This is a genomic window from Gracilibacillus dipsosauri (assembly GCF_003176895.1).
Classification (GTDB): domain Bacteria; phylum Bacillota; class Bacilli; order Bacillales; family Amphibacillaceae; genus Gracilibacillus; species Gracilibacillus dipsosauri.
Window position 1 is genome coordinate 1 of sequence record NZ_QGTD01000016.1, and the last position, 20,786, is coordinate 20,786.

General features: G+C 37.8%; 20 protein-coding genes and 1 pseudogene. All 21 read left to right on the top strand.

The features are described 5' to 3' along the window. The coding region (locus tag DLJ74_RS15975) for a phosphopantetheine-binding protein (RefSeq protein ID WP_245902364.1) at window positions 1-2,073 on the top strand (2,073 nt) is incomplete at its 5' end. Then, window positions 2,070-3,287 (top strand): beta-ketoacyl synthase N-terminal-like domain-containing protein, encoded by a 1,218-nt coding sequence (locus DLJ74_RS15980; protein ID WP_109985197.1) that lies wholly within the window; start codon window positions 2,070-2,072, stop codon window positions 3,285-3,287. The genes DLJ74_RS15975 and DLJ74_RS15980, both read left to right, overlap by 4 nt. A gap of 18 nt (window positions 3,288-3,305) precedes the next feature. Continuing rightward, entirely contained in the window at window positions 3,306-4,565 is a 1,260-nt protein-coding gene (locus DLJ74_RS15985; RefSeq protein ID WP_109985198.1) for a hydroxymethylglutaryl-CoA synthase family protein, read from the top strand. Next, on the top strand, window positions 4,565-5,326 hold the full coding sequence (locus tag DLJ74_RS15990; RefSeq protein WP_054789200.1) for an enoyl-CoA hydratase/isomerase: 762 nt from the start codon (window positions 4,565-4,567) through the stop codon (window positions 5,324-5,326). Before DLJ74_RS15985 ends, DLJ74_RS15990 begins: the two co-directional genes overlap by 1 nt. A gap of 24 nt (window positions 5,327-5,350) precedes the next feature. Further along, window positions 5,351-6,097: a polyketide synthase gene (locus tag DLJ74_RS15995; RefSeq protein WP_109985199.1), complete on the top strand. Its 747-nt coding sequence runs from the start codon at window positions 5,351-5,353 to the stop codon at window positions 6,095-6,097. 173 nt (window positions 6,098-6,270) lie between these two features. Next, a pseudogene (locus tag DLJ74_RS20975) lies at window positions 6,271-6,993 on the top strand (polyketide synthase); the annotation flags it as partial. Next, window positions 6,994-7,920: a thioesterase domain-containing protein gene (locus DLJ74_RS20980; protein ID WP_425454590.1), complete on the top strand. Its 927-nt coding sequence runs from the start codon at window positions 6,994-6,996 to the stop codon at window positions 7,918-7,920. A gap of 35 nt (window positions 7,921-7,955) precedes the next feature. Next, complete coding sequence (locus tag DLJ74_RS16005; RefSeq protein WP_109985200.1) at window positions 7,956-8,810, top strand: sugar phosphate isomerase/epimerase family protein; 855 nt, start codon at window positions 7,956-7,958, stop codon at window positions 8,808-8,810. 29 nt (window positions 8,811-8,839) lie between these two features. Beyond that, complete coding sequence (locus DLJ74_RS16010; RefSeq protein WP_109985201.1) at window positions 8,840-10,042, top strand: macrolide family glycosyltransferase; 1,203 nt, start codon at window positions 8,840-8,842, stop codon at window positions 10,040-10,042. 204 nt (window positions 10,043-10,246) lie between these two features. Next, on the top strand, window positions 10,247-10,726 hold the full coding sequence (locus DLJ74_RS16015; RefSeq protein ID WP_054860959.1) for a DUF6323 family protein: 480 nt from the start codon (window positions 10,247-10,249) through the stop codon (window positions 10,724-10,726). Next, window positions 10,717-12,153 carry a DUF6179 domain-containing protein gene (locus tag DLJ74_RS16020; RefSeq protein ID WP_109985202.1) on the top strand — a complete coding sequence of 479 codons (1,437 nt, stop codon included), beginning with the start codon at window positions 10,717-10,719 and terminating at the stop codon, window positions 12,151-12,153. Before DLJ74_RS16015 ends, DLJ74_RS16020 begins: the two co-directional genes overlap by 10 nt. A 32-nt stretch (window positions 12,154-12,185) precedes the next feature. Then, window positions 12,186-13,571 (top strand): MATE family efflux transporter, encoded by a 1,386-nt coding sequence (locus tag DLJ74_RS16025; RefSeq protein ID WP_109985203.1) that lies wholly within the window; start codon window positions 12,186-12,188, stop codon window positions 13,569-13,571. A 135-nt stretch (window positions 13,572-13,706) separates the two neighbouring features. Continuing rightward, window positions 13,707-14,531 carry a class I SAM-dependent methyltransferase gene (locus tag DLJ74_RS16030; RefSeq protein ID WP_109985211.1) on the top strand — a complete coding sequence of 275 codons (825 nt, stop codon included), beginning with the start codon at window positions 13,707-13,709 and terminating at the stop codon, window positions 14,529-14,531. A 129-nt stretch (window positions 14,532-14,660) separates the two neighbouring features. Next, complete coding sequence (rfbA, locus tag DLJ74_RS16035; RefSeq protein WP_109985204.1) at window positions 14,661-15,575, top strand: glucose-1-phosphate thymidylyltransferase RfbA; 915 nt, start codon at window positions 14,661-14,663, stop codon at window positions 15,573-15,575. Between the two features lie 13 nt (window positions 15,576-15,588). After that, complete coding sequence (gene rfbB / locus DLJ74_RS16040) at window positions 15,589-16,548, top strand: dTDP-glucose 4,6-dehydratase (protein ID WP_109985205.1); 960 nt, start codon at window positions 15,589-15,591, stop codon at window positions 16,546-16,548. Between the two features lie 418 nt (window positions 16,549-16,966). Further along, window positions 16,967-17,500, top strand: a complete 534-nt coding sequence (loaP, locus tag DLJ74_RS16045; protein WP_109985212.1) for an antiterminator LoaP — start codon at window positions 16,967-16,969, stop codon at window positions 17,498-17,500. Between the two features lie 17 nt (window positions 17,501-17,517). After that, window positions 17,518-18,126, top strand: coding sequence for a transcription factor FapR (gene fapR, locus DLJ74_RS16050; protein WP_109985206.1), 609 nt, complete (start codon window positions 17,518-17,520; stop codon window positions 18,124-18,126). A gap of 326 nt (window positions 18,127-18,452) precedes the next feature. After that, complete coding sequence (locus tag DLJ74_RS16055) at window positions 18,453-18,944, top strand: RNA polymerase sigma factor (protein WP_109985207.1); 492 nt, start codon at window positions 18,453-18,455, stop codon at window positions 18,942-18,944. Then, window positions 18,937-19,524, top strand: a complete 588-nt coding sequence (locus DLJ74_RS16060; RefSeq protein WP_109985208.1) for a hypothetical protein — start codon at window positions 18,937-18,939, stop codon at window positions 19,522-19,524. Before DLJ74_RS16055 ends, DLJ74_RS16060 begins: the two co-directional genes overlap by 8 nt. Further along, window positions 19,521-20,264, top strand: a complete 744-nt coding sequence (locus DLJ74_RS16065; protein ID WP_109985209.1) for a YfjL-like protein — start codon at window positions 19,521-19,523, stop codon at window positions 20,262-20,264. Before DLJ74_RS16060 ends, DLJ74_RS16065 begins: the two co-directional genes overlap by 4 nt. 23 nt (window positions 20,265-20,287) lie before the next feature. After that, window positions 20,288-20,662 (top strand): VOC family protein, encoded by a 375-nt coding sequence (locus DLJ74_RS16070; protein WP_109985210.1) that lies wholly within the window; start codon window positions 20,288-20,290, stop codon window positions 20,660-20,662. The last annotated feature ends 124 nt before the right edge of the window (window positions 20,663-20,786 follow it).

Here is a 20,786-nt window from a genome sequence, read left to right on the forward strand (position 1 = left end):
GAACGTGCAAATGGGATGGTACCAGGAGAAGCGGTGGCAGCGGTGGTGCTTAAGCGCCTTTCACAAGCGCAAGCGGACCAAGATCCGATCTATGCGGTAATCCGGGGGAGTGGTATGAACTATGATGGCAAAACCAACGGTATTACCGCCCCGAACGGGGTGGTCCAATCCCAGCTTTACCGTTCGGTGTATGATCGGTATGGTATTGATCCGGAAACCTTATCCTATATTGTCACCCACGGCACGGGGACAAGGTTGGGAGACCCAGTGGAAGTCAATGGCCTACGGGATGCCTTCCAAAGCTATACAAAAAAAGAAGGGTTTTGTGCGATTACGTCTACCAAAACCAACTTTGGACATACCTTTGCGGCCTCCGGACTGGTGAGTCTCATTAGTATGGTGCAGGCTTTAAGACATGAAACCATTCCAGCTAGCTTGCACTGTGAACAGGAAAATAAATATATCCAATGGGAAAATAGCCCTTTTTATGTCAATAAGACCAATCAAGAATGGAAAGACAGCCCGGGAAAACCTCGTCGAGGAGCAGTAAGCGCCTTTGGAATGAGTGGAACCAATGTGCATTTGGTAGTAGAGAGCTATTCAAAAGAGGAACGGGACGAGAAGGGAACATCGCTCCCATATTATTTGTTGGCACTGTCGGCAAAGACCGAAGAGGCGTTGGCTGAAAAGGTAACCGATTTAATCGCCTATTTGGAAGGCACGGAGGGGCAGAAGGCGGATCTTTTACAAGTCAGTTATACCCTTTTACATGGTCGCCAGCATTTTCGTCATCGATGGGCAATGATCGTTCATCAAAAGGAAGACGCACTATATGCTTTAAAGCGAGCCATCAATAAAGAAAATACACCTAATCTATTTCATGGTGTGGTACCTTCGATGTTTACGAGTCAAACAGCGTTAATGAAATATATTACTAGTTTATTAGAACAGAACAAAGATGCACGGAAGGACCCCCAACAATATCAAGAGAACTTAATGGCGTTAGCTACGATGTATTGTCAGGGATATGAAATAGATTCGGAGGCTTTATTTTTTGGTACGAATGCTAAAAGTTTGCATATGCCAACTTATCCCTTTGCGAGAAATAATTACTGGGTAGAAAGTAAGGAACCAGATATGCGTTACTCTATTCGGGAAACGATCGATTCGCCTTCGCCAAATGAGGATCCGACGACAAAATCCTTAAGAAATGAACCGAAGAAGGATCATGGAGAGGCTTCCAAACAATATGCCTTACAACACTTGTCAACACCTGAGATAGATACATGGTCATCTGTCCCTATAGCGAAACCAGAATCGATCCAATTAACTGGAGTAAAAGATAAATCAAGGGGGAATGAGCATTCGGAAACTAGTGACATCGAGGAGATTGAAAAATCGATAGCCATGCTGTTAAAGGAAGTTTTAGATTTGGATCAAGAGAATGTCGATCGTGATATGCCATTTATTGAAATGGGGATGGATTCCATCGTTGGCGTGGAATGGATCCAAGCAGTAAATAACCAATACCAAACATCGTTTACTGCTAATAGCATTTACGAATTTCCTAATATTCGTAAATTTGCCACAGCCTTGGCGCAATCCTCATCAGGATTTGCGGAGGATGCGATAGATGGAGAGAACGAGTCTAAAATAGATTCTACTCTACCAATAGAACCGATAGATAAGCCCAACGATTCACCGACTTTAAATAACACGGAAGAGGTAATATCATACTTGGTTGAAAGCTTGGCAGAATCTCTTTCTATGGATAAGAAGGAGATTAAATTGGATAGTGAGCTTGTTGAATTAGGGTTAGATTCCATTATTGGTGTGGAATGGATTCAGGCAATTAATGAACGATATGGACTTACTCTTACGGCTAATAGTATCTATGAATACCCTTATCTTCGGGAGTTTGCAGATTTTATACTGAGTCAATTATCGATGGAAAATGAATTAGATAATTCATCACCACTCCATTTGCAACAGCTTGTTAAAAGTGTACAGGCTGGTGAAATCGATATAGAGCAAGCTGATCAGTTATTGCAAAGGGGAGATATTAAAAAATGAAAAATGATTTAGTGATTACTGGCATTGGTATCTTATCTGCTATCGGTCAAGGGAAATTGGACTTTTCTTCCGCTTTACTAGAGGGAAAGCATGTCTTCAATCAAATGAAACGTCCTGGTAGAAAAAAAGAGATAGATTTTATCGGAGCTGAAATAGATCAATTGAATTTCCCAGATGAGAATACCAAAAGGCAGTGGAGGAGGGCATCTTTAACAAGTCAGGTGGCCTTACTGACATTGATGGAAGCATGGCAGGAGGCGAAGTTAGCTCACATACCTGCTGAAAGAATTGGGCTTATTATAGGTGGGTCCAATGTACAACAAAGGGAAATGCTGCACATTTATGATCATTATCATGATAAACCGCATTTTATTTCACCCACCTATGGGATGTCCTTCATGGATAGTGATATCTGTGGTTGGTGTACAGAACAATTTGATATTAAAGGTCTAGCCTATACTATTGGTGGCTCTTCCGCTAGTGGACAGATGGCTGTAATCCAGGCATGTGAAGCAGTATTATCCGGAAAGGTGGATGCTTGTATTGCGCTAGGTGCATTAATGGATATCTCGTATATCGAGTGCCATGCCTTTCGGTCACTAGGGGCAATGGGAACGGATCTCTATGTCCACCAGCCTGAAAAGGCTGCCCGCCCCTTTGATCAAAACCGAGATGGATTTATTTATGGGGAAAACTGTGGAGCGGTAGTGATTGAACGAAGAGAGACAGCATTAAAACGAAGCATTCCATCTTATGCTCAAATTCTGAGCTGGGCTAGGGGAATGGATGGTAACCGAAATCCTAATCCTTCACGGGAAGGAGAAATGCTTGTTATTCAACAAGCATTGGAGCAGGCGGATCTCCTCCCTGATTCGATTGATTATATTAATCCACATGGTTCCGGATCTCTAATAGGAGATGAAACGGAACTTCAAGCGTTAATCGACTGTGGACTGCCACATGCCTATATCAACACTACCAAATCGATTACTGGACATGGCTTAAGTGCAGCTGGGGTAGTGGAATTAATTGCCACACTGTTACAAATGGAAGCAAGACAATTGCATCCAAGTCGCAATTTGCAAAACCCGATAAATGAATTCTTTAATTGGGTGCGCCAAGGAAAAAACGAGGTGTCCATTAACCATTCACTTAATCTAAGTTTTGGTTTTGGAGGAGTGAATACCGCCGTTTGTCTCAAAAATGAAAGATGATACTGGAGGGGATAGAACATGAATATAGTTGGAATTGAAGCAATGAACGCTTTTGGAGGAACAACTTATTTGGATGTGATGGAATTAGCAAAACATAGGGGATTAGATTTGACACGCTTTGAGAATTTACTAATGAAGGAGAAGGCTGTGGCTCTGCCATTCGAAGATCCCATCACATGTGGAGTAAATGCAGCTAAACCTATTGTCGATGGGCTATCCCCAGAGGAGAAGGATCGGATTGAGCTATTGATCACCTGTTCAGAATCTGGCATTGATTTTGGTAAATCAATGAGTACTTATATTCATCATTACTTAGGTCTAAATCGTAATTGTCGTATGTTTGAGTTGAAGCAGGCATGTTATTCAGGCACGGCTGGTTTGCAAATGGCCGTTCAATTTATTCTCGCCCAAACCTCTCCTGGGGCAAAAGCCCTTGTGATTGCCAGTGATATCTCACGATTTTTAGTAGCTGAAGGTGGTGAGGAATTGTCTCAAGATTGGTCCTATGCGGAACCAAGTGGTGGAGCGGGAGCTGTTGCGATGTTGATTAGTGAGACACCTTATTTGTTTCAGGTAGATGTAGGTGCCAATGGCTATTATGGATATGAGGTAATGGATACATGCCGGCCCATACCAGACAGTGAAGCAGGGAATGCAGATTTGTCTTTGTTGTCTTATCTGGATTGTTGTGAACAGACTTTTTTGGAATATCAACGGAGAGTTGCTGAGGTAGATTATCAACATACCTTTCAATATCTCTGCTATCATACCCCTTTTGGTGGAATGGTCAAAGGTGCCCATCGAACAATGATGCGAAAAATGGTTAAAGCGAAATCCCAAGAAATTGAAATGGATTTTGAAGAACGTGTCTTACCAGGTTTGAAATATGGGCAAAGGGTGGGGAATATTATGGGGGGAAGTGTTCTCTTGTCCCTATTAAGCACCATTGACCAGGGCCGATTTGATTCACCAAAACGGATTGGTTGTTTTTCCTATGGATCTGGCTGTTGTTCAGAATTTTATAGTGGTATTGTATCACCCCAAGGTCAAGAAAAACTTAAACAGTTTAGGGTCGAAGAACAATTGAATAATCGTTACCATTTAACGATGGAAGAGTATGAAGAGCTGTTAGTGAGAAGCAATGAGGTTAAATTTGGGACACGAAATGTAAAGCTGGATCTTGACCTTATTCCGGGGACGAAATCGCTGAGTGAGGATAAAGGTCTTTTGGTATTAGAAGAAATTCATGAATTCCATAGAAAATATCGGTGGTTATAATGGACTATCAAACAGTGAATGTCCAGATAGAACAAGCTATTTGTTATTTGCAGCTTTATCGTCCAAAAGCAAATAATACCATTAATGACCAGATGATTGAGGAATGTCATCATGTACTTGATTGTTATGAGAAATCGATCAACGTTGTGGTAATAGAAGGATTACCAGATGTCTTTTGTTTTGGTGCAGACTTTCAGGAACTGCATGACACGATGGCAAGTGGGCAAATACGTGAGCGAAACCCAGAACGGTTATATGATTTGTGGTTAAGGTTAGCCACTGGACCCTTTATTACCATTTCCCATGTCAGAGGTCGGGTTAACGCAGGAGGAATAGGATTTGTGGCTGCAAGTGATATTGTATTGGCAGAAAGTAATGCTCAATTTAGTTTATCAGAGTTGTTATTTGGGGTTTTCCCTGCAGCAGTACTTCCCTTTCTAATTCGTCGAATAGGTGTTGCAAAAGCCAACTATTTGACGATCATGACAAAGACCTTTACGGTTCAGCAGGCAGATGCATGGGGATTAGTTGATGCCTTTGAGGATAATAGCAAGTCACTTTTACGTAAACATCTGCTTCGCCTCAAACCGTTAACCAAAACAGCCATTACACGGTATAAACAGTATGTACATAAGCTTTATAGCCCGTTGCAGGAACAAAAATCACTGGCTGTGGAAGCGAATCAAGAAATGTTTTCAGACGAACAAAATTTGGCAGGGATTTACCGTTATATTGAAACAGGAAAATTTCCTTGGGAGTGATATAGGGATGAGAGGAGGGAATAGATGAAGTCTGTTGTGCACATTGAAGAGATTGAACCGGAAATTGTATTGCTGAGGATGCAGGATGATGTATACAAAAATACATTTTCAAAGGCATTAATTGACGAATTGATTGATGCCTTTGATGCAATACAAGCCAATCAAACCTATAAAGTGGTGATTTTAACTGGTTATGATACCTATTTTGCATCAGGAGGGACACGAGAAAGTTTATTGGCCATTCATGAAGGTAAAGAAAAGTTTACAGATAAAAATGTTTATAGCTTGGCATTGAATTGCGATATTCCGGTTATTGCTGCAATGCAAGGTCATGGAATCGGGGGTGGTCTCATAATGGGCTTATTTGCCGATTTTGTTATTTTAAGCAGGGAAAGTGTCTATACAACTAACTTTATGAAGTATGGTTTTACCCCGGGTATGGGGGCCACTTGTATCTTGCCAAGAAAACTAGGTATCAGCTTGTCTGAGGAGCTATTAATCACTTCCGCTAACTATAGGGGAGCTGATCTTGAAAAGAGGGGAGTGCCATTTCCTGTACTGCCACGAGTAGAGGTATTAAATCATGCGGTTGAATTAGCACGTGAGATTGCTGAAAAACCAAGGTATTCCCTTGTTCTTTTAAAAAATCACCTAGTTGCTCCGATACGTCAGGAATTACCTTCCATTATCGAACAAGAAGTGACCATGCATGAAAAAACCTTTCACCAACAGGAAGTAAGGGAACGGATTCATAATCTATTTGGGAAATGAGGGGAGGAACGGCATTTATGGATACAAAGGAAATATTTCGTGCGCTTCAATCAGATAAAATTACTGTTCAACAAGCTTATGATGAGCTTGCGACTTTTCTAGATCAATCACCTCAAGAGGAAGGGGGTGATCAAGGAAAACGGAAGGAAAAAGAAGCCTTAACTTTACAAGATTCAGTCGTCGATTGTCGAGAGATTGAACCAGGGATTGTCCAGGTTTCCATGCAAGATCGTAAACATAAAAATACTTTTTCTACAGAATTGATTTCTGGTCTTATGCAAGCTTTTGAATCGTTGAAAAACAATACAAATTGCAAAGTGGTTATCCTTACAGGTTATGATACGTATTTTGCCTGTGGTGGCACACAAGAAGGTTTGTTGGCACTGTATGAGGGCAAAGCGAAAATGACGGATCTTCATCTCTATAGTTTGTCGATGGAGTGTGATATTCCCGTTATTGCAGCAATGCAAGGGCATGGCTTGGGAGGAGGGTTATGCCTAGGTATGTTTTGTGATTTTGTTATTATGAGCCGGGAAAGTAAATATGCCTGTAATCATATGAGTTATGGTTTTACACCTGGTGATGGAGCAACGTTGATTTTGCCTCGTGTTTTGGGTCATCCTTTGGCACAGGAGTTTTTATTTACCGGAAAAAATTTCAAGGGTGCTGAACTGGCCGAGCGAGGGGCGTTGGTTCCTGTTCTTCCGAGAAAGGATGTCTTGCCTTATGCAATTAAGTTAGCGAGAGAATTGGCCGAGAAGCCGAGGGAATCCTTGACACTGTTAAAGCAACATATGGTGACAAACCTAAAGGAAGACTTAACGAAGGTAGTAGAAAAAGAATGGGTGATGCAAGAGAAAACCCTTGTCAATCGACCAGAAGTGATGGAAAAAATAATGCCAGCGTTTCATGTAGCCTCTGCCACATCCAAATTTCCAGAACTTCTTCATTTGAATCAGCATTTTAGTGGAAGACCGGTATTTTGGATACACGGGGAAGGTGGAGGAGTAGAAGGATTTCAAATGCTTGCAGAAAAAAGCAAACGACCATTTTATGGGATACAGGCGAAAGGACATTTGACAGAACATACTCCTATAAAAGGAGTGGAAGCAATAGCCGCCTATTATGTCAAAATAATCCAAAGCAAGCAGGCGAAAGGTCCCTATGATTTAGGTGGGTATTCTTTGGGAGGAGTATTGGCATATGAAGTCATCCGTCAACTGCAGAAGGCAGGAGAGACCGTTAGCACTCTGGTATTGATAGATTCTCCTGATCTCTCTAGTTGGGAAAAAATACAGCTCAGTCCTCAAAGCAAAGCCTTGCAAGCAGTTAATATGGCATTGTTAAATCGTAACAAGAAGGAAGCAGATCACATTTTGAAAAACCTGATTCATAACAAAGAAATTCCTGAGTATAACGATGAGAAGTCATTTTTGATAGAACTAATCCGACTTGGAAGAGAACGAGGGCTTTCTTTAACGTTATCGGAGGAGGCATTATTGGATTTGTTTCTGCGGCATTTACGAATGCAGGAGGCATTTGAAATAGAGCAGTACACTTTATCGACCCTGCCGAATGCTTCCGAGGTTACTTGCTATTATGTCCGAAATCAAAGCGGTTTATTTTATGGTGAGCTTATGTCCTATATGACAACGGATAGAGATGACTTTAGTATTGATCATACAAGTTATTGGGAGGAGTGGGTGAGGGTTTTCCCTCGTTTTCACCTGTTAGATGTAGAATCTACTAGCCATATGACACTACTGTTCGATCCGGCTTCACAAGCGGATATTGTGTCGTTATGCAAGAAATTGTATGAATAATAATAGTTTAAATAAAGGGAAGGAATGAAGGTAAAATGAAATTTAGTTTAATGACATATTCACTAGTTTCTAAGATGCGTTCTGGAGAAATGAAGTTGGAGGATGTTATTGCATTTGCCGAAAATGAAGGATTTGATGCGATTGAGTTATTGATGTTTGATTTTAGTCGGCCAACCGGAGAAATTAAAACAATGTTGGAAAATCATCAGATGAAGATTTCATGTATCAATGCCTTTGTTGATTTAGCAGTACAGCAGGAGGATACCCATTCAGACAATATAGCACTCTGTCAGCAAATTATTGATAAGGCAGTGGAGCTTTCCGCACCAATGGTAATGCTGGTGCCGGCTATTCCACAGTTTATTGCCAGTGAAGAAGATAAACAAAAGGGGCTACCACGCATTATTTCTGCATTACAAAAGATTACACCTTATGCCGAATCGAAAGGTGTTGTGCTAACAATTGAAAATTATCCTGCACTCCAGACTCCTTTTTGCAGTGTAGCTGAAGTGACAAATATTTTGGATCAAGTCCCTGGACTCAAATTAACCTTTGACTATGGCAATATGTTAGTGGCAGGAGAGGATCCTCTTAAAGCCTATGAAATGCTAAAAAAATACACGGTGAATGTCCATTTAAAAGATTGGCAGTTCGTAACAGAGGAAACGGAGACCCAGTCTGTAGATGGGAGATATTTAAAATCAGTGGCTCATGGCCAAGGGGTAATGGATTATTCGTCGCTATTTACCAAAATGGTATCAGATGGTTATGAGGGATATTGTTCCTTTGAATATGAAGGAGAGCTAGATGCAATAGATGCCACAAGACAAGGAATGGAGCATTTAAGAAAGCAATTAGACCAAGTGATGGCTCGGGGATTACGTCATTAATATTTTAATATAACAGGGGAGTGGTATAAATGGCAAAGGTATTATTTTTAAATGGACCTTCACATGGCCATGTGAATCCAACGTTAGGCTTGGTGACGGAATTAGTCGATCAAGGAGACGAAGTGATTTACTTTTGTACAGATGATTATCAGAAGAAGATTGCTAAAACGGGAGCAATTTTTAGAAGTCTTGGAGAGCATGCCAAACTACCCAAAGAAAATTCTCATCTGAAGAAGAATGAGCAATTTTTTGATATAGCTTTAAGGATGGTGTTATCAACAGAAAAGGTGGTTCATCATATTTTGGATGAAATTGCTGATGAATCCATTGATTACCTCATTTATGATTCCATGTATCCTATTGGTCATATCATTGGTCAAATTTTAAAAGTTCCAACTGTCGCTTCTCATGCAGTTTTCGCTAGGCCTGAAGAATTATTGCCAGCAAATAAAAATATGGCTGGAATGGAGAAAATGTATGATCATCCAGCTTTTAAAGAATACAAAACCATGGTAAAGAGGATGAATGAGGCTTATCGTATAGAAGTTCCAAATTTAATGGGGATGTCCCCACATTATGCCGACCTGAATATTGCCTACACTTCTGATTACTTTGTTACTAATCCCGTCGATTATGATGAAAGTTTTCGATTTATTGGTGGACCTGTTAGTACATTAAAGGAAAAGATGGATTTTCCCTTTGATCAACTGAAAGATAAAAAAGTGATCTATATTTCCTTAGGAACAGCCTTTAATAAAGTGAATTTAGATGTTTACAACATATTTTTTGAAGCCTTTCGTCATGAAAAAGACACCGTTGTAGTCATCACTGCCTATAATACGGATCTTTCTCCATTTGATATTCCAGATAATGTGATTATGAGAAATTATGTTCCCCAAGATGAGATACTTAAATATACACAGGTTGCTGTTACGCATGGCGGTTTAAATACCACAAGTGATTTAGTCTATCAAGAAATTCCTTTTGTAGTGCTGCCTATTGGTGGGGATCAACCTTATATGGCTGATCGGTTTGCTAGGCTGGGGGCATCCATAACGCTAGATAAAGAAACATTAACCTCAGATATATTAAGAGAAGCGCTCGACTCCGTGCAAAAGAGCCAATATCGTGACAATTTGAGAAGAATCAAACATTCTTTTGAGAAAGCGGGCGGCTATAAAAAAGCCGTTGAGATTTTAAATATTTTTAAGGAGGAAAGAAATATCTCATAATAGGTCTATGACAGCAATAACCCCCTGTTAGAATCACAAACAGGGGGTTCGTTTATGTAATGAGATGAATAAACCTATTGACATATGTAAACAAATGGGATAAATTCATAATACAATACATTAAAATGCTCCACTATAATCATATCATATTTTAATGTAAAAGTCAACACATTTTTTAGAAGTTTATAGAAAGGAAGAAAGGCTATGGATTTATCCCGTTTTTTGAATTCCGTCCAACTATCTCCTCAGTCGAAAACAATGACGGAATTACTCGATTTAAATAAAAAAATTAAAGAACACGGCCTTGTTCTTACACCAAATGATGTCAAAACACTGATTACCTCTAGAAATAAAGTCCTTCATGACTATGCACGAGTCGAATTAAGCACCGAAGTGTTAAAGGAATTAATTGAAGTATTTGCTGCCTCGCCTTATATGAACCAGGAACATTATGTGGAGACACTAAACGATCTTCAGGAGATTTTTTATCATCTTAGAAATGAAACGGAAGATAAGATCGGGGATGTGAAACTTATTCATCAGATGATGGAGGATTTTAATGGACCCTGTGCTGGATCGGTAGAGCTATTAAGAAGTAGAATGGAGCAACTCGCAGAAAATTTCAGAAGGGATTTGTTAAGTAATGAGTCCTCCTTTGAAGGTGATGATAAAACATGGAATTAGATAACTCGCAAGATGGTAAACGCTCCATTTCTAATATTAAGATTGATCGTTCACAGTTAACGCGAAATCAATATACCATGTCTCTTTTATATGAAGGACAGCGGGTGGGGCTTATTACAGGTCAGAAGGTTTACCAGATACAGATAGAGATTATGCAGATCCTGCAGCAATTAATACGGAAGCATACCCAAGGGGAAAGTACTTCCGTGACATCGGATAAAGCACAAGGGATTATGGTTTCTCTGATGTATGCCATGGATGCCTATACCCTTCATTTTAACGAACCAGAAGAGGCTATTTCTCATTTAAATACCGACAGTGTAAAAAAAATACATGAAAAAGGCCTAGAATTACTTAGTCAGTATTTTGAACAGTCCAAACAGCTGTATCGAGAGGTAGTTGAGATGCAACTAGATGTCCCAGTGGATGCTTATAATATGACCATCGATGAATCCTTACCTGTTTTTATGAACCATTATGATATTGTTTTTGAAGCACAAAATACGATGGCAAGTATTGACTATCCTCTAGCCATTGATGATATGCGACTTCAAGGTGTTTTTTATATGAAACAGTATCTAGAACGATTGCTAATGGAGACAAAATTTTGTCATCTATTTAGTCATTCAGATTTAATGTATGTGTTGAAAAATTTCGGAAAAAAACACCGCTTTAACTATCAGATTGAGCTTTTTAATATCTTTGAATTAATCATAAACAATGCTGTATTCTCACTGCTTGCCGGAGGAAAGGCTAATGAGGTTAGAATTTCTGATTTTCAATATGAACAGTTGAACCGAATGTTTACAACATGTGATGCGGATCAAAGGATCAGGTTAATTCATGAAGCATTTAGCAGATTACAGGAGGAGCTTCAAACGGATCAAGCACTTAACCATTATATCGATTTGTATCGCGATGAATTAATTCAAAGGGTAAACAACGCAACCGAGATTGGTAATTTTGAAATGCTGATTATTCGAGAAGAGGAAGAACGCGAAAAACCAATGGTACTAATGTTAAATGAGAATGATCGTATGAGTGATATGAAAATGCGAGAATTGGTAGATCAGATCATGGAAAGCGACAATCTGGAAGAAAAAGTTCGAATCATTCGGGATCATTTCGTTTCTCTCCATGATTATTTAGACTTACTAAATTCGGGGAGCTTATTTGGTGACGAATATGATGCGCTTTTTGCTACATTCGGAGATATTGAATTGGCTATTTTTGCTAAAATTGTCTTTTATGAAGAATTACGAGGGGATGATCGTGAGTTTCTAGACATTGTTGCTGATGGTACAGAAGCAAGTGAGGAGTGGGAGGAAAAATATATGGAGTTTATGCAACAGTTGGATGAGGCCCGGATGAAGGAGGTAGGACGCCTAATTTACGATATTGATTATGAAGAAATATCATTTTATTGAAATAAAAAATTTTTAAAAAACGGGGGAGAAATATGGACAAAACAAAAGCTATGCTTGAGGAAAATACAGTTAAGTTACTCTTTACTTATTCATTACCTGTGATTATCGGTTTATTTGTTGGTGCCTCCTATAATATCGTTGATAGGATTTTTATTGGTAATGGGGTGGGTGACATTGGGATGGCCGGCATTGCTGTAGCCTTTCCAGTGATGATGACGATTATGGCCTTCTCCAATCTTATAGGTACAGGTGCAACCGCACTGACTTCTATTCGCCTAGGAGAGGAAAATAATGAAGAAGCCGAGCGAGTAATGGGGAATGCATTAACCCTTTTAATTTCGGTTTCCGTAGTATTCACGGTTCTCTGCTGGATTTTTTTGGAGCCCGTTCTAACAGCGTTTGGTGCAAATGAAGAAATATTGACACCTGCAGCAGATTATACGCGCATAATCCTCATAGCCAGTATTTTTATGATCGTGGGATCGGGCATGAATAATTTTCTCAGGGCTGATGGTAATCCCAAAAAATCGATGCTCACTTTGTTGATTGGTTCTATACTTAATGTCATTTTAGCTCCTATCTTTATTTTTGGCTTTGATTGGGGAATGGAAGGTGCAGCTCTGGCAACAGCAATTTCTCAATTGATATCCTTCATTTGGGTAATGTCTCACTTTTTTACAGGTAAAAGTGTATTAAAAATTCGTGTAAAAAACCTTCGGCTTAGCGGAACTTTGGTCGGGCGAATCTTTGCTTTGGGAGTAGGATCCTTTATTACACAGATGGCGACCAGCGTGCAGATGATTGTGTTGAATAATGTCCTGCTAAAGTATGGTGGAAGTACGGCAATTGCAGGAATGAATGTCGTTAATGCAGTACAAACCTTTATTATGCTCCCGATTTGGGGTATTAGCATGGGAATTCAGCCAATTATTGGCTATAATTTCGGGGCTAAGAACTATAAAAGAGTTAAAAGTATGCTAGTTTCGGCATTTGCATTATCCACCGTTTTTGCCGTGTTTGCTTCTCTTTTTATTTATTTTATGCCAGAAAGCCTAGTTTCTATATTTAACCAGAATGAAGAATTAGTTGAATTCGGTGGTCGTGCGATGGTGATTTTCCTGCTCTTTACTCCACTCATCGGTTTACAAATTATCGGGGCGGGGTATTTTCAAGCATTAGGTAAGGCCAAACAATCCATTTTTCTCAGCTTAGTCCGACAAGTGGTGATCCTAATCCCTGCGTTACTAATTCTACCACAATTTTTAGGTATCCAAGGAGTATTCATTTCTGGACCGATTTCAGATTTTTGCTCAGCAGTTGTTTCTGTGGCATTTGTTGCCTTCAGCTTAAAGCGACTACAAAATGAGATGGATCAAGAATTATCCCCAAGTCAAACATCAACATCCCACTCCCAATGATAGTCAACATTCAAAACTTTCAAGCAACTAATCTTTCTGGATGATAGTAAGATTAAATATATCTTTTTTTGCATCTATTAGCATCTCTTGAAGGGGGGGAAGGCAGGAATATCCCATTTTCCTGCTAGAAAAATGATGAATTCGTCGGGTTCTTATCAGATTGCTTCTATAGCTAATGATGTTCAAGGTGAAATAAAACGGTTAAAGGCGCAGGTTAATTTATTTTGGGATAATGAATGGAGGCACTATCAAGAGCATGGATTGGCAAACGCGACAACGATTATTGAGTTAGGTTCTGGTCCAGGCTTTTTGATAGAGAAGCTATTAAACCATATCCCACAAGCAAATGTAACTGGACTAGAGATTGACCCCTTGTTAGCCAATTATGCCAAAGATTATTTAAGGGAAAAAAACCAAAAAAGATGGCAAGTTCATGAAGGTAATATTATGCAAACAGGAATGGAGGATAACAGCTATGATGTTGCCATTACTCGCTTGGTGTTGGAACATTTACCCGAACCGATAAAAGCGGTTCAGGAGATATACCGTATATTGAAGCCAGGCGGAAAGTTAATGGTAGTGGATAATGATTTTGAAATGCATATTATGACCTACCCTCCTGTTCCGGGTTTAAGGGAGTTATATGATGCCTACTGTCAGGCAAGATTTGCAGAAGGAGGCAATCCTAAAATTGGAAGGGAATTGCCGATCCTTTTAAAAGATGGTGGGTTCTCCAATGTACAGTTTGATATTGTCAATGCTCATAGCAGTTTATTAGGGGATGAAATGTTCTTTCAATCAGAAGGTGTAGGTATTCCATATAAGTTAATGAAGGATGGTTTTTTATCCAGTAAAGATCTTGCAAAGGTTTCCGTTGGCTGGAGAAAGATGGTGCAAGATAAGCATCATGCCATTGTCCGCCAATTGTGCCTAGCCGTTGGTGAAAAACCGGTGGAATAGTTTAGCCGGGTAAGAAATTCTTACCCGGGAAATAATTTGCGTGAGCCCACCGATATTTCAACATTTAAGATGCAATGTTCATTGGTTACACTAAAAAATATTTAGGGATAGAAAAGGTTGGTATATCAAATGAAAGGAATTATATTAGCTGGTGGCAGTGGGACAAGACTTTATCCATTAACCAAATCCATTTCTAAGCAGTTACTTCCAGTATATGATAAACCTATGATCTATTACCCTTTATCAGTACTGATGTTAGCTGGAATTCGTGAGATTCTTATCATATCTACTCCTAAAGACATACCTAGATTCGAACAACTCTTCGGGAACGGCTCACATCTTGGAATTAATCTTTCTTATGCCGTACAGGATTCTCCTAATGGAATTGCACAAGCCTTTTTAATTGGGGAAAAATTTATTAACAATGATCATGTAGCATTAATATTAGGAGATAATATTTTTTATGGACATGGCTTTACTAAAATACTAGAAAGAATTTCTTTAAAACAAATGGGAGCGACGATTTTCGGATATTATGTCAGTGATCCTAATAGATTTGGTGTGGTTGAATTTAATAATGATGGTACTGTTCTGTCTATTGAAGAGAAGCCACCCTATCCTAAGTCAAACTATGCTGTAACTGGATTGTACTTTTATGATAACCAAGTCGTTGATATCGCTAAAACCCTCCAACCATCCAAAAGAGGGGAGTTAGAAATTACAGATGTGAATAAGGTATATTTAGAGTCCAATCAATTGACGGTCGAGCTATTAGGACGAGGATTTGCATGGTTAGATACGGGAACTCATGAATCATTAATAGAAGCATCATTGTTTATACAAACGATTGAAAAACGTCAGAGTTTAAAAGTTGCATGTATAGAAGAAATCTCTTTTCGAAAAGGATACATATCTAGGGACAAACTACTTAAATTAGCCATTCCTTTAGAAAAAAGTGAGTATGGAAAATATCTAATTCGGTTAGCCGAATATCATGAACCGTTTGCTAAAGCTAATATAGATGAAAGTATTCTAGAATTTTAATGGAGGAAAAATAGTGAAAGTATTAGTTACTGGTGGAGCAGGTTTTATTGGCAGTAATTTTCTAAATTATATGTCCAGTGAGCATCCTGATGATAAATTTATTATTCTAGATGCAATGACATATGCTGGAAACCATAAGCATTTAATTACTTTTAGAAAAAATCCAAATTTTCATTTCGTGAAAGGTAGTATAACGGATAGAGCTCTACTAGAAGATATATTCAAAATGGGCATTGATAGGATTGTAAATTTTGCTGCGGAATCTCATGTTGATCGAAGTATTCTCGATCCTGATATTTTTGTAAAAACGAATATCCTAGGTACTCAAATATTACTAGATACGGCAAAAAAATACGCAGTAGAACGATTTCTACAGATTTCAACAGATGAGGTATATGGTTCATTGGGAGAGACTGGGTTATTTACGGAAGAGACTCCATTGGCCCCAAGTAGCCCATACTCTGCAAGTAAAGCAGGCAGCGATTTGCTCGTAATTTCTTATTATCAAACTTATGGTTTACCTGTTACTATTATTCGTTGTTCCAATAATTACGGCCCTTATCAATTTCCAGAAAAATTAATTCCATTGGTTATTATGAATGCATTGAATCATAAACCTTTGCCGATTTATGGGGATGGTCTTAACGTACGTGATTGGTTATATGTGGAAGATCACTGTCGGGCTATCGATTTGGTTATGCAAAAGGGTAAAGTTGGATCTGTTTATAATGTTGGTGGTAACAACGAAAAGACCAATTTACAAATCGTAAAAATGATTTTGGCTGAATTAGAAAAACCGGAATCATTAATCACTTTTGTAAAAGATCGTCCAGGTCATGATCGCCGGTATGGAATTGATGCAACCAAAATTAAAAAATTGGGCTGGCAACCCCAATATGCTCTCGAATTTGGTCTAAAGAAAACAATAAAATGGTATGTAGAAAATCAAGGCTGGGTGCAAGAGAATATGTAAGAAAAAAGAAAAAATCTAAGTACAATTTGATGTTTGTATAATAAAAAAGTGTAAAATTTATCAAAAAAAGGAGGAAATCGTAAATCAGTGTAGAAATAGTCTTATAAGTAAAAAACTCCAAGTGATTTTTTCAGTTATATTAATGGGAAAGATATCGATGAATAGCATTTCCAGTAAATAAAAAACTCTCTTCTAAGTTACTTCATAAATGATTCCACTATTTAAAAGTTAAGCATGATTCCAGTTTTTAAGAACTTCAATTCTCTAATAAATAACACAATAATTATTTAAAGATCTCCCAAGTGGGAAGAGACAAAAGCATCATTCAATTCAAAAAAGATGTTTTACTCACGTTTATTGCATTTCAAAATGCCTAGAGCGTGAGATTTAAATATAAACAAAAGAGAGGTAGTTTATGATGGATTGGTATGCGCTTTTTGTAGAGTCTGGAAAGGAAGAAGAGGTTCAAAAAAATCTTAAATTAAATTTTGATAACACCATACTGGATTCGGTCATTCCTAAAAGGAAGATTCCTGAGAGGAGATCAGGTAAGGTCTATCATGTAAAAAGATACTTATTCCCCGGTTATGTTCTAGTAAAAACTAATATGAATTCTTATATCTACCACAAAATTAAAAAGATACCTAACTTTTATAGACTTGTAAACAGGGGCGGATATTATTCGAAAAATACGGGAGAAACGTTTACTAAGATAGATGAGGAAGAAATTATTCCTTTATTAAAGCTACTTAGTAAAGATGACATCATTGACTTTTCAAAAGTATATATTGAAAATTCAAAAGTATTGGTTAAATCTGGTCCTCTAAAAGGAATGGAAGGTATTATTAGGAAGATAGATAAACGTAAAAATAGAGCGAAAATATTATTAAATTTTATGGGAAGAGAGAAAACAATAGATGTAGGAATCGAAGTTCTCTCCAACCAGAAGTAATGCAAAAGGTGTGTGACATGATGGGGAAAAAAGAGAAACGACAAGCATTGCTAAAACAACTAATTTCGGAGACTCCGTTTATAAAGGATAAGGATATAGCAAAAAAACTTAACGTAAGTATACAAACCATAAGATTAGACCGACTTGAGTTATCTATTCCAGGATTAAGAGACCGCATAAAAGATATTGCCTATCATAATCTCAAGGAAGAGATTCGATCATTACCTATTGAAGAAGTAATCGGAGAGATTATTGATTTAGAACTGGAGAAATCTGCAGTATCTATTTTAGAAATAGAAGAAAAGGAACATGTGTTTAGTCGTAATCAGATTGTTCGAGGACATTACCTGTTTGCACAAGCTAATTCATTAGCGATAGCAGTTATAAATGATGAATTGGCTTTAACATCGAAGGCTAACATCCATTTTCTAAAACAGGTTAAACAAAATGAAATGATTATTGCGAAAGCGAAAGTAAAAGGAACAGATTTGGGAAAACGTCGTACAACGGTAGAAGTTGAAAGTTTCGTAAGGGACGAAATAGTATTTTCTTGTGAATTTGAAATTTACAGATCTAACTTGATTGGTTTAAAGGGTGAAGATAGAAAGGTAACTTCATTAATTTAATAGCAAAATAGAACGTAATTTCACGGAATGGATGCTTATATTATATTTAAAACCTTTTAACAATAAAATTGACGAGGTGTTTTATACCCCTGACCACTGTATCTAATCCAAGCACACAAATAATTAAATATTATGATCCAAGTATCGGACAAGGTATTAAGCCTTGTCTTTTTTACGTTCAGGAAACTAATATAGAAATGTCCAAAGTAATAATATCCAATCAAAAAAAATACTTTTTTTGTAACAAACACTCTTTTCGTGTTACTAATCATATGAACAGATAAAAACGGGCTTAACTGTTAGGATCTAAGAGAAGGGGAAGCGTTATGAAACTAGAGGAACTTTACAAAGAGGTGTATCCGAGAATTTATGCCTTCTTTTATGTGAAAACAGTTAATAAACAAATAGCTGAAGACCTGACCCAAGAGGTTTTTTATCAAGCGATTAAAAAGTTTCATACGTTTTCCTATGAGTCTACCTTAGATACTTGGCTCTTTGCGATTGCCAAAAATCGGTTAAGAAATTTTTATCGAAGCAAAAGGTATCAGAATCTTCTTCTAGAAAAGCTCCCCAAAGAGGAACGTAACCCGATTTCTCCTGAGGAACAACTGTTGGAAAAGGAAAAACAAAAAACGTTGAATGAGGCTATTAATCAATTAGAAGATGTCCCCAAAGAAATTGTTATGTTACGAGTTTATGGTGAATTGTCTTTTAAGGAAATTGCAACATTAGTCAATAAGAGTGAAAACCATACGCGGATTATTTTCCATCGAGCTAAGTTAATAATTCAAAAAGAATTGGATGATCAAAATGGATAAACATGTTGGACATATAGTAGAAGATCTCCTTCCTCTATATCAGGAAGGGTTGTTGAGTGATGCGACTAAGGAATGGATAGAAGAACAAATGGAGAAAAATGAAGAGCTTCAAAAACTTGCAAAAGTACTTCAGAATCCTTTAGAAAAAGAAGAGATCCCTGAGACATCGGAGTCTGATCGGGATAAGATGTTCAAAAAGATTAATCGAAGACTTTCCCTATACCAAATTATTTTCGTTGGACTTTCTTTCCTATTAGCGATTAAAACAGCATTAATAAACGATAGTTTTGGCTTCATTCTTTGGTATACTGTACTAGGTCTATTGATTTATCTCTTTTATTCCGATATGAAAATGGTCTTTCTTTTTTCATTTATTCCGATTTTTATTTGGTCTGTAATAAAAGGGATTTCCGCTTATTTGGCCGGTCAAATCGATGCTGAATTTTCCATGTTAATGTATGGATTCGATGTACTCCAAGCGTCAGTTATGGTATCCGCTATACATTATTTGTTCGCATTAATTGGAAGTGTCATTGGACTTTTATTTAAAAAGCTGAAAAAAAAGGAGGACATCTTATGAATAAAAAGAAGCTATTCTTCGTTGTGCTTCTTGTGGTGATAATCGGATTTGTGCTTTTTTTATACAATGCGTTTAATGGAAATCCAATAAGCAAATATATCTCTAAAGAGGTTTTAGAAGACTATTTGGAAGAAACCTATTTCGACCAAGAGCTTCAAATTAAAGAAGGATTTTATAATTTTAAATTCAGTGAATATCAATATTCCGTCATTGAGGTTGGTTCTACAGACCAAGAAGGCAATGTAAAGCAATATGAATTTAAGGTCAGAGGCTTTTTCAATCCAACCGTCAGCTGGGATGGCATCTATTATGAAAATTTAGACCAAGAAATGGCGAATCGTTTAAGTAAACAGGCACACCAGGAAATTTCCCCACTGCTTTCGGAGAAAATGGACACAATTCATCTTGTGGAAATCCAATTGGAAGTATTAAAAGGAAAATTTGAAGATGATGTCAAATGGAGTAAGGAACTAGCACTAGACAAACCGATGGAAATTTTTGTACAACTAGATTCAACGGAACAAACAAAAGAAGATTTTCTTTCGGCAGCTAGAAAGGTAAAAAATATTCTCGATGAACAAGGTTATGAATATGAATCTGTATTATATAATGGAAGTGGATTTGATATGGAAGGATTGAAGGCAGAGACGCATGGTTATTTGAAATATTCGTTGAGGGTAGAAAAAGGTGGAGTACTGGATATGGGAGATGTTGAAGAACATAATAAGGAAATCTGGTAGTTTTTAAGAAAGGAAATCCCAAAATGAAACTAAGACTGGAATTATTCGTGAGGAATATAGAAAAGTCCATCGAATTTTATCATAATGTGCTAGGTTTTAGCTTGCCAGAAGATAGGAATAAAAATTACCTACCTGTAAGGAAAGGGGATGTGGTGCTAGGAATAAGTGAAATGGAAAATTTGCCGGGATGTCATCCCCTGAAAGCTCGTAGGGGACAGCCATTTGGTTTAGGCGTAGAAATCGTTTTAGAAGTAGAAGAAGTGAAAGATATTTATCAAAAAGTAGTCACAAGTGGGCATCCTATCGAAACGGAACTGAAAAGTAGGCCATGGGGGCTGGATGATTTTAGAATTATCGATCCAGACGGATATTATCTAAGAATTTCTTCTAAGAGCTAAAATTCAAAATGGCACTTAAACCTCTCCTAAGTACCGAAAATAAAAATAATGAGTCTCATTTGGCACTTAAACCTCGCCTAAGTACCAAAAATACAAATAATGAGTCTCATTTGGCACTTAAACC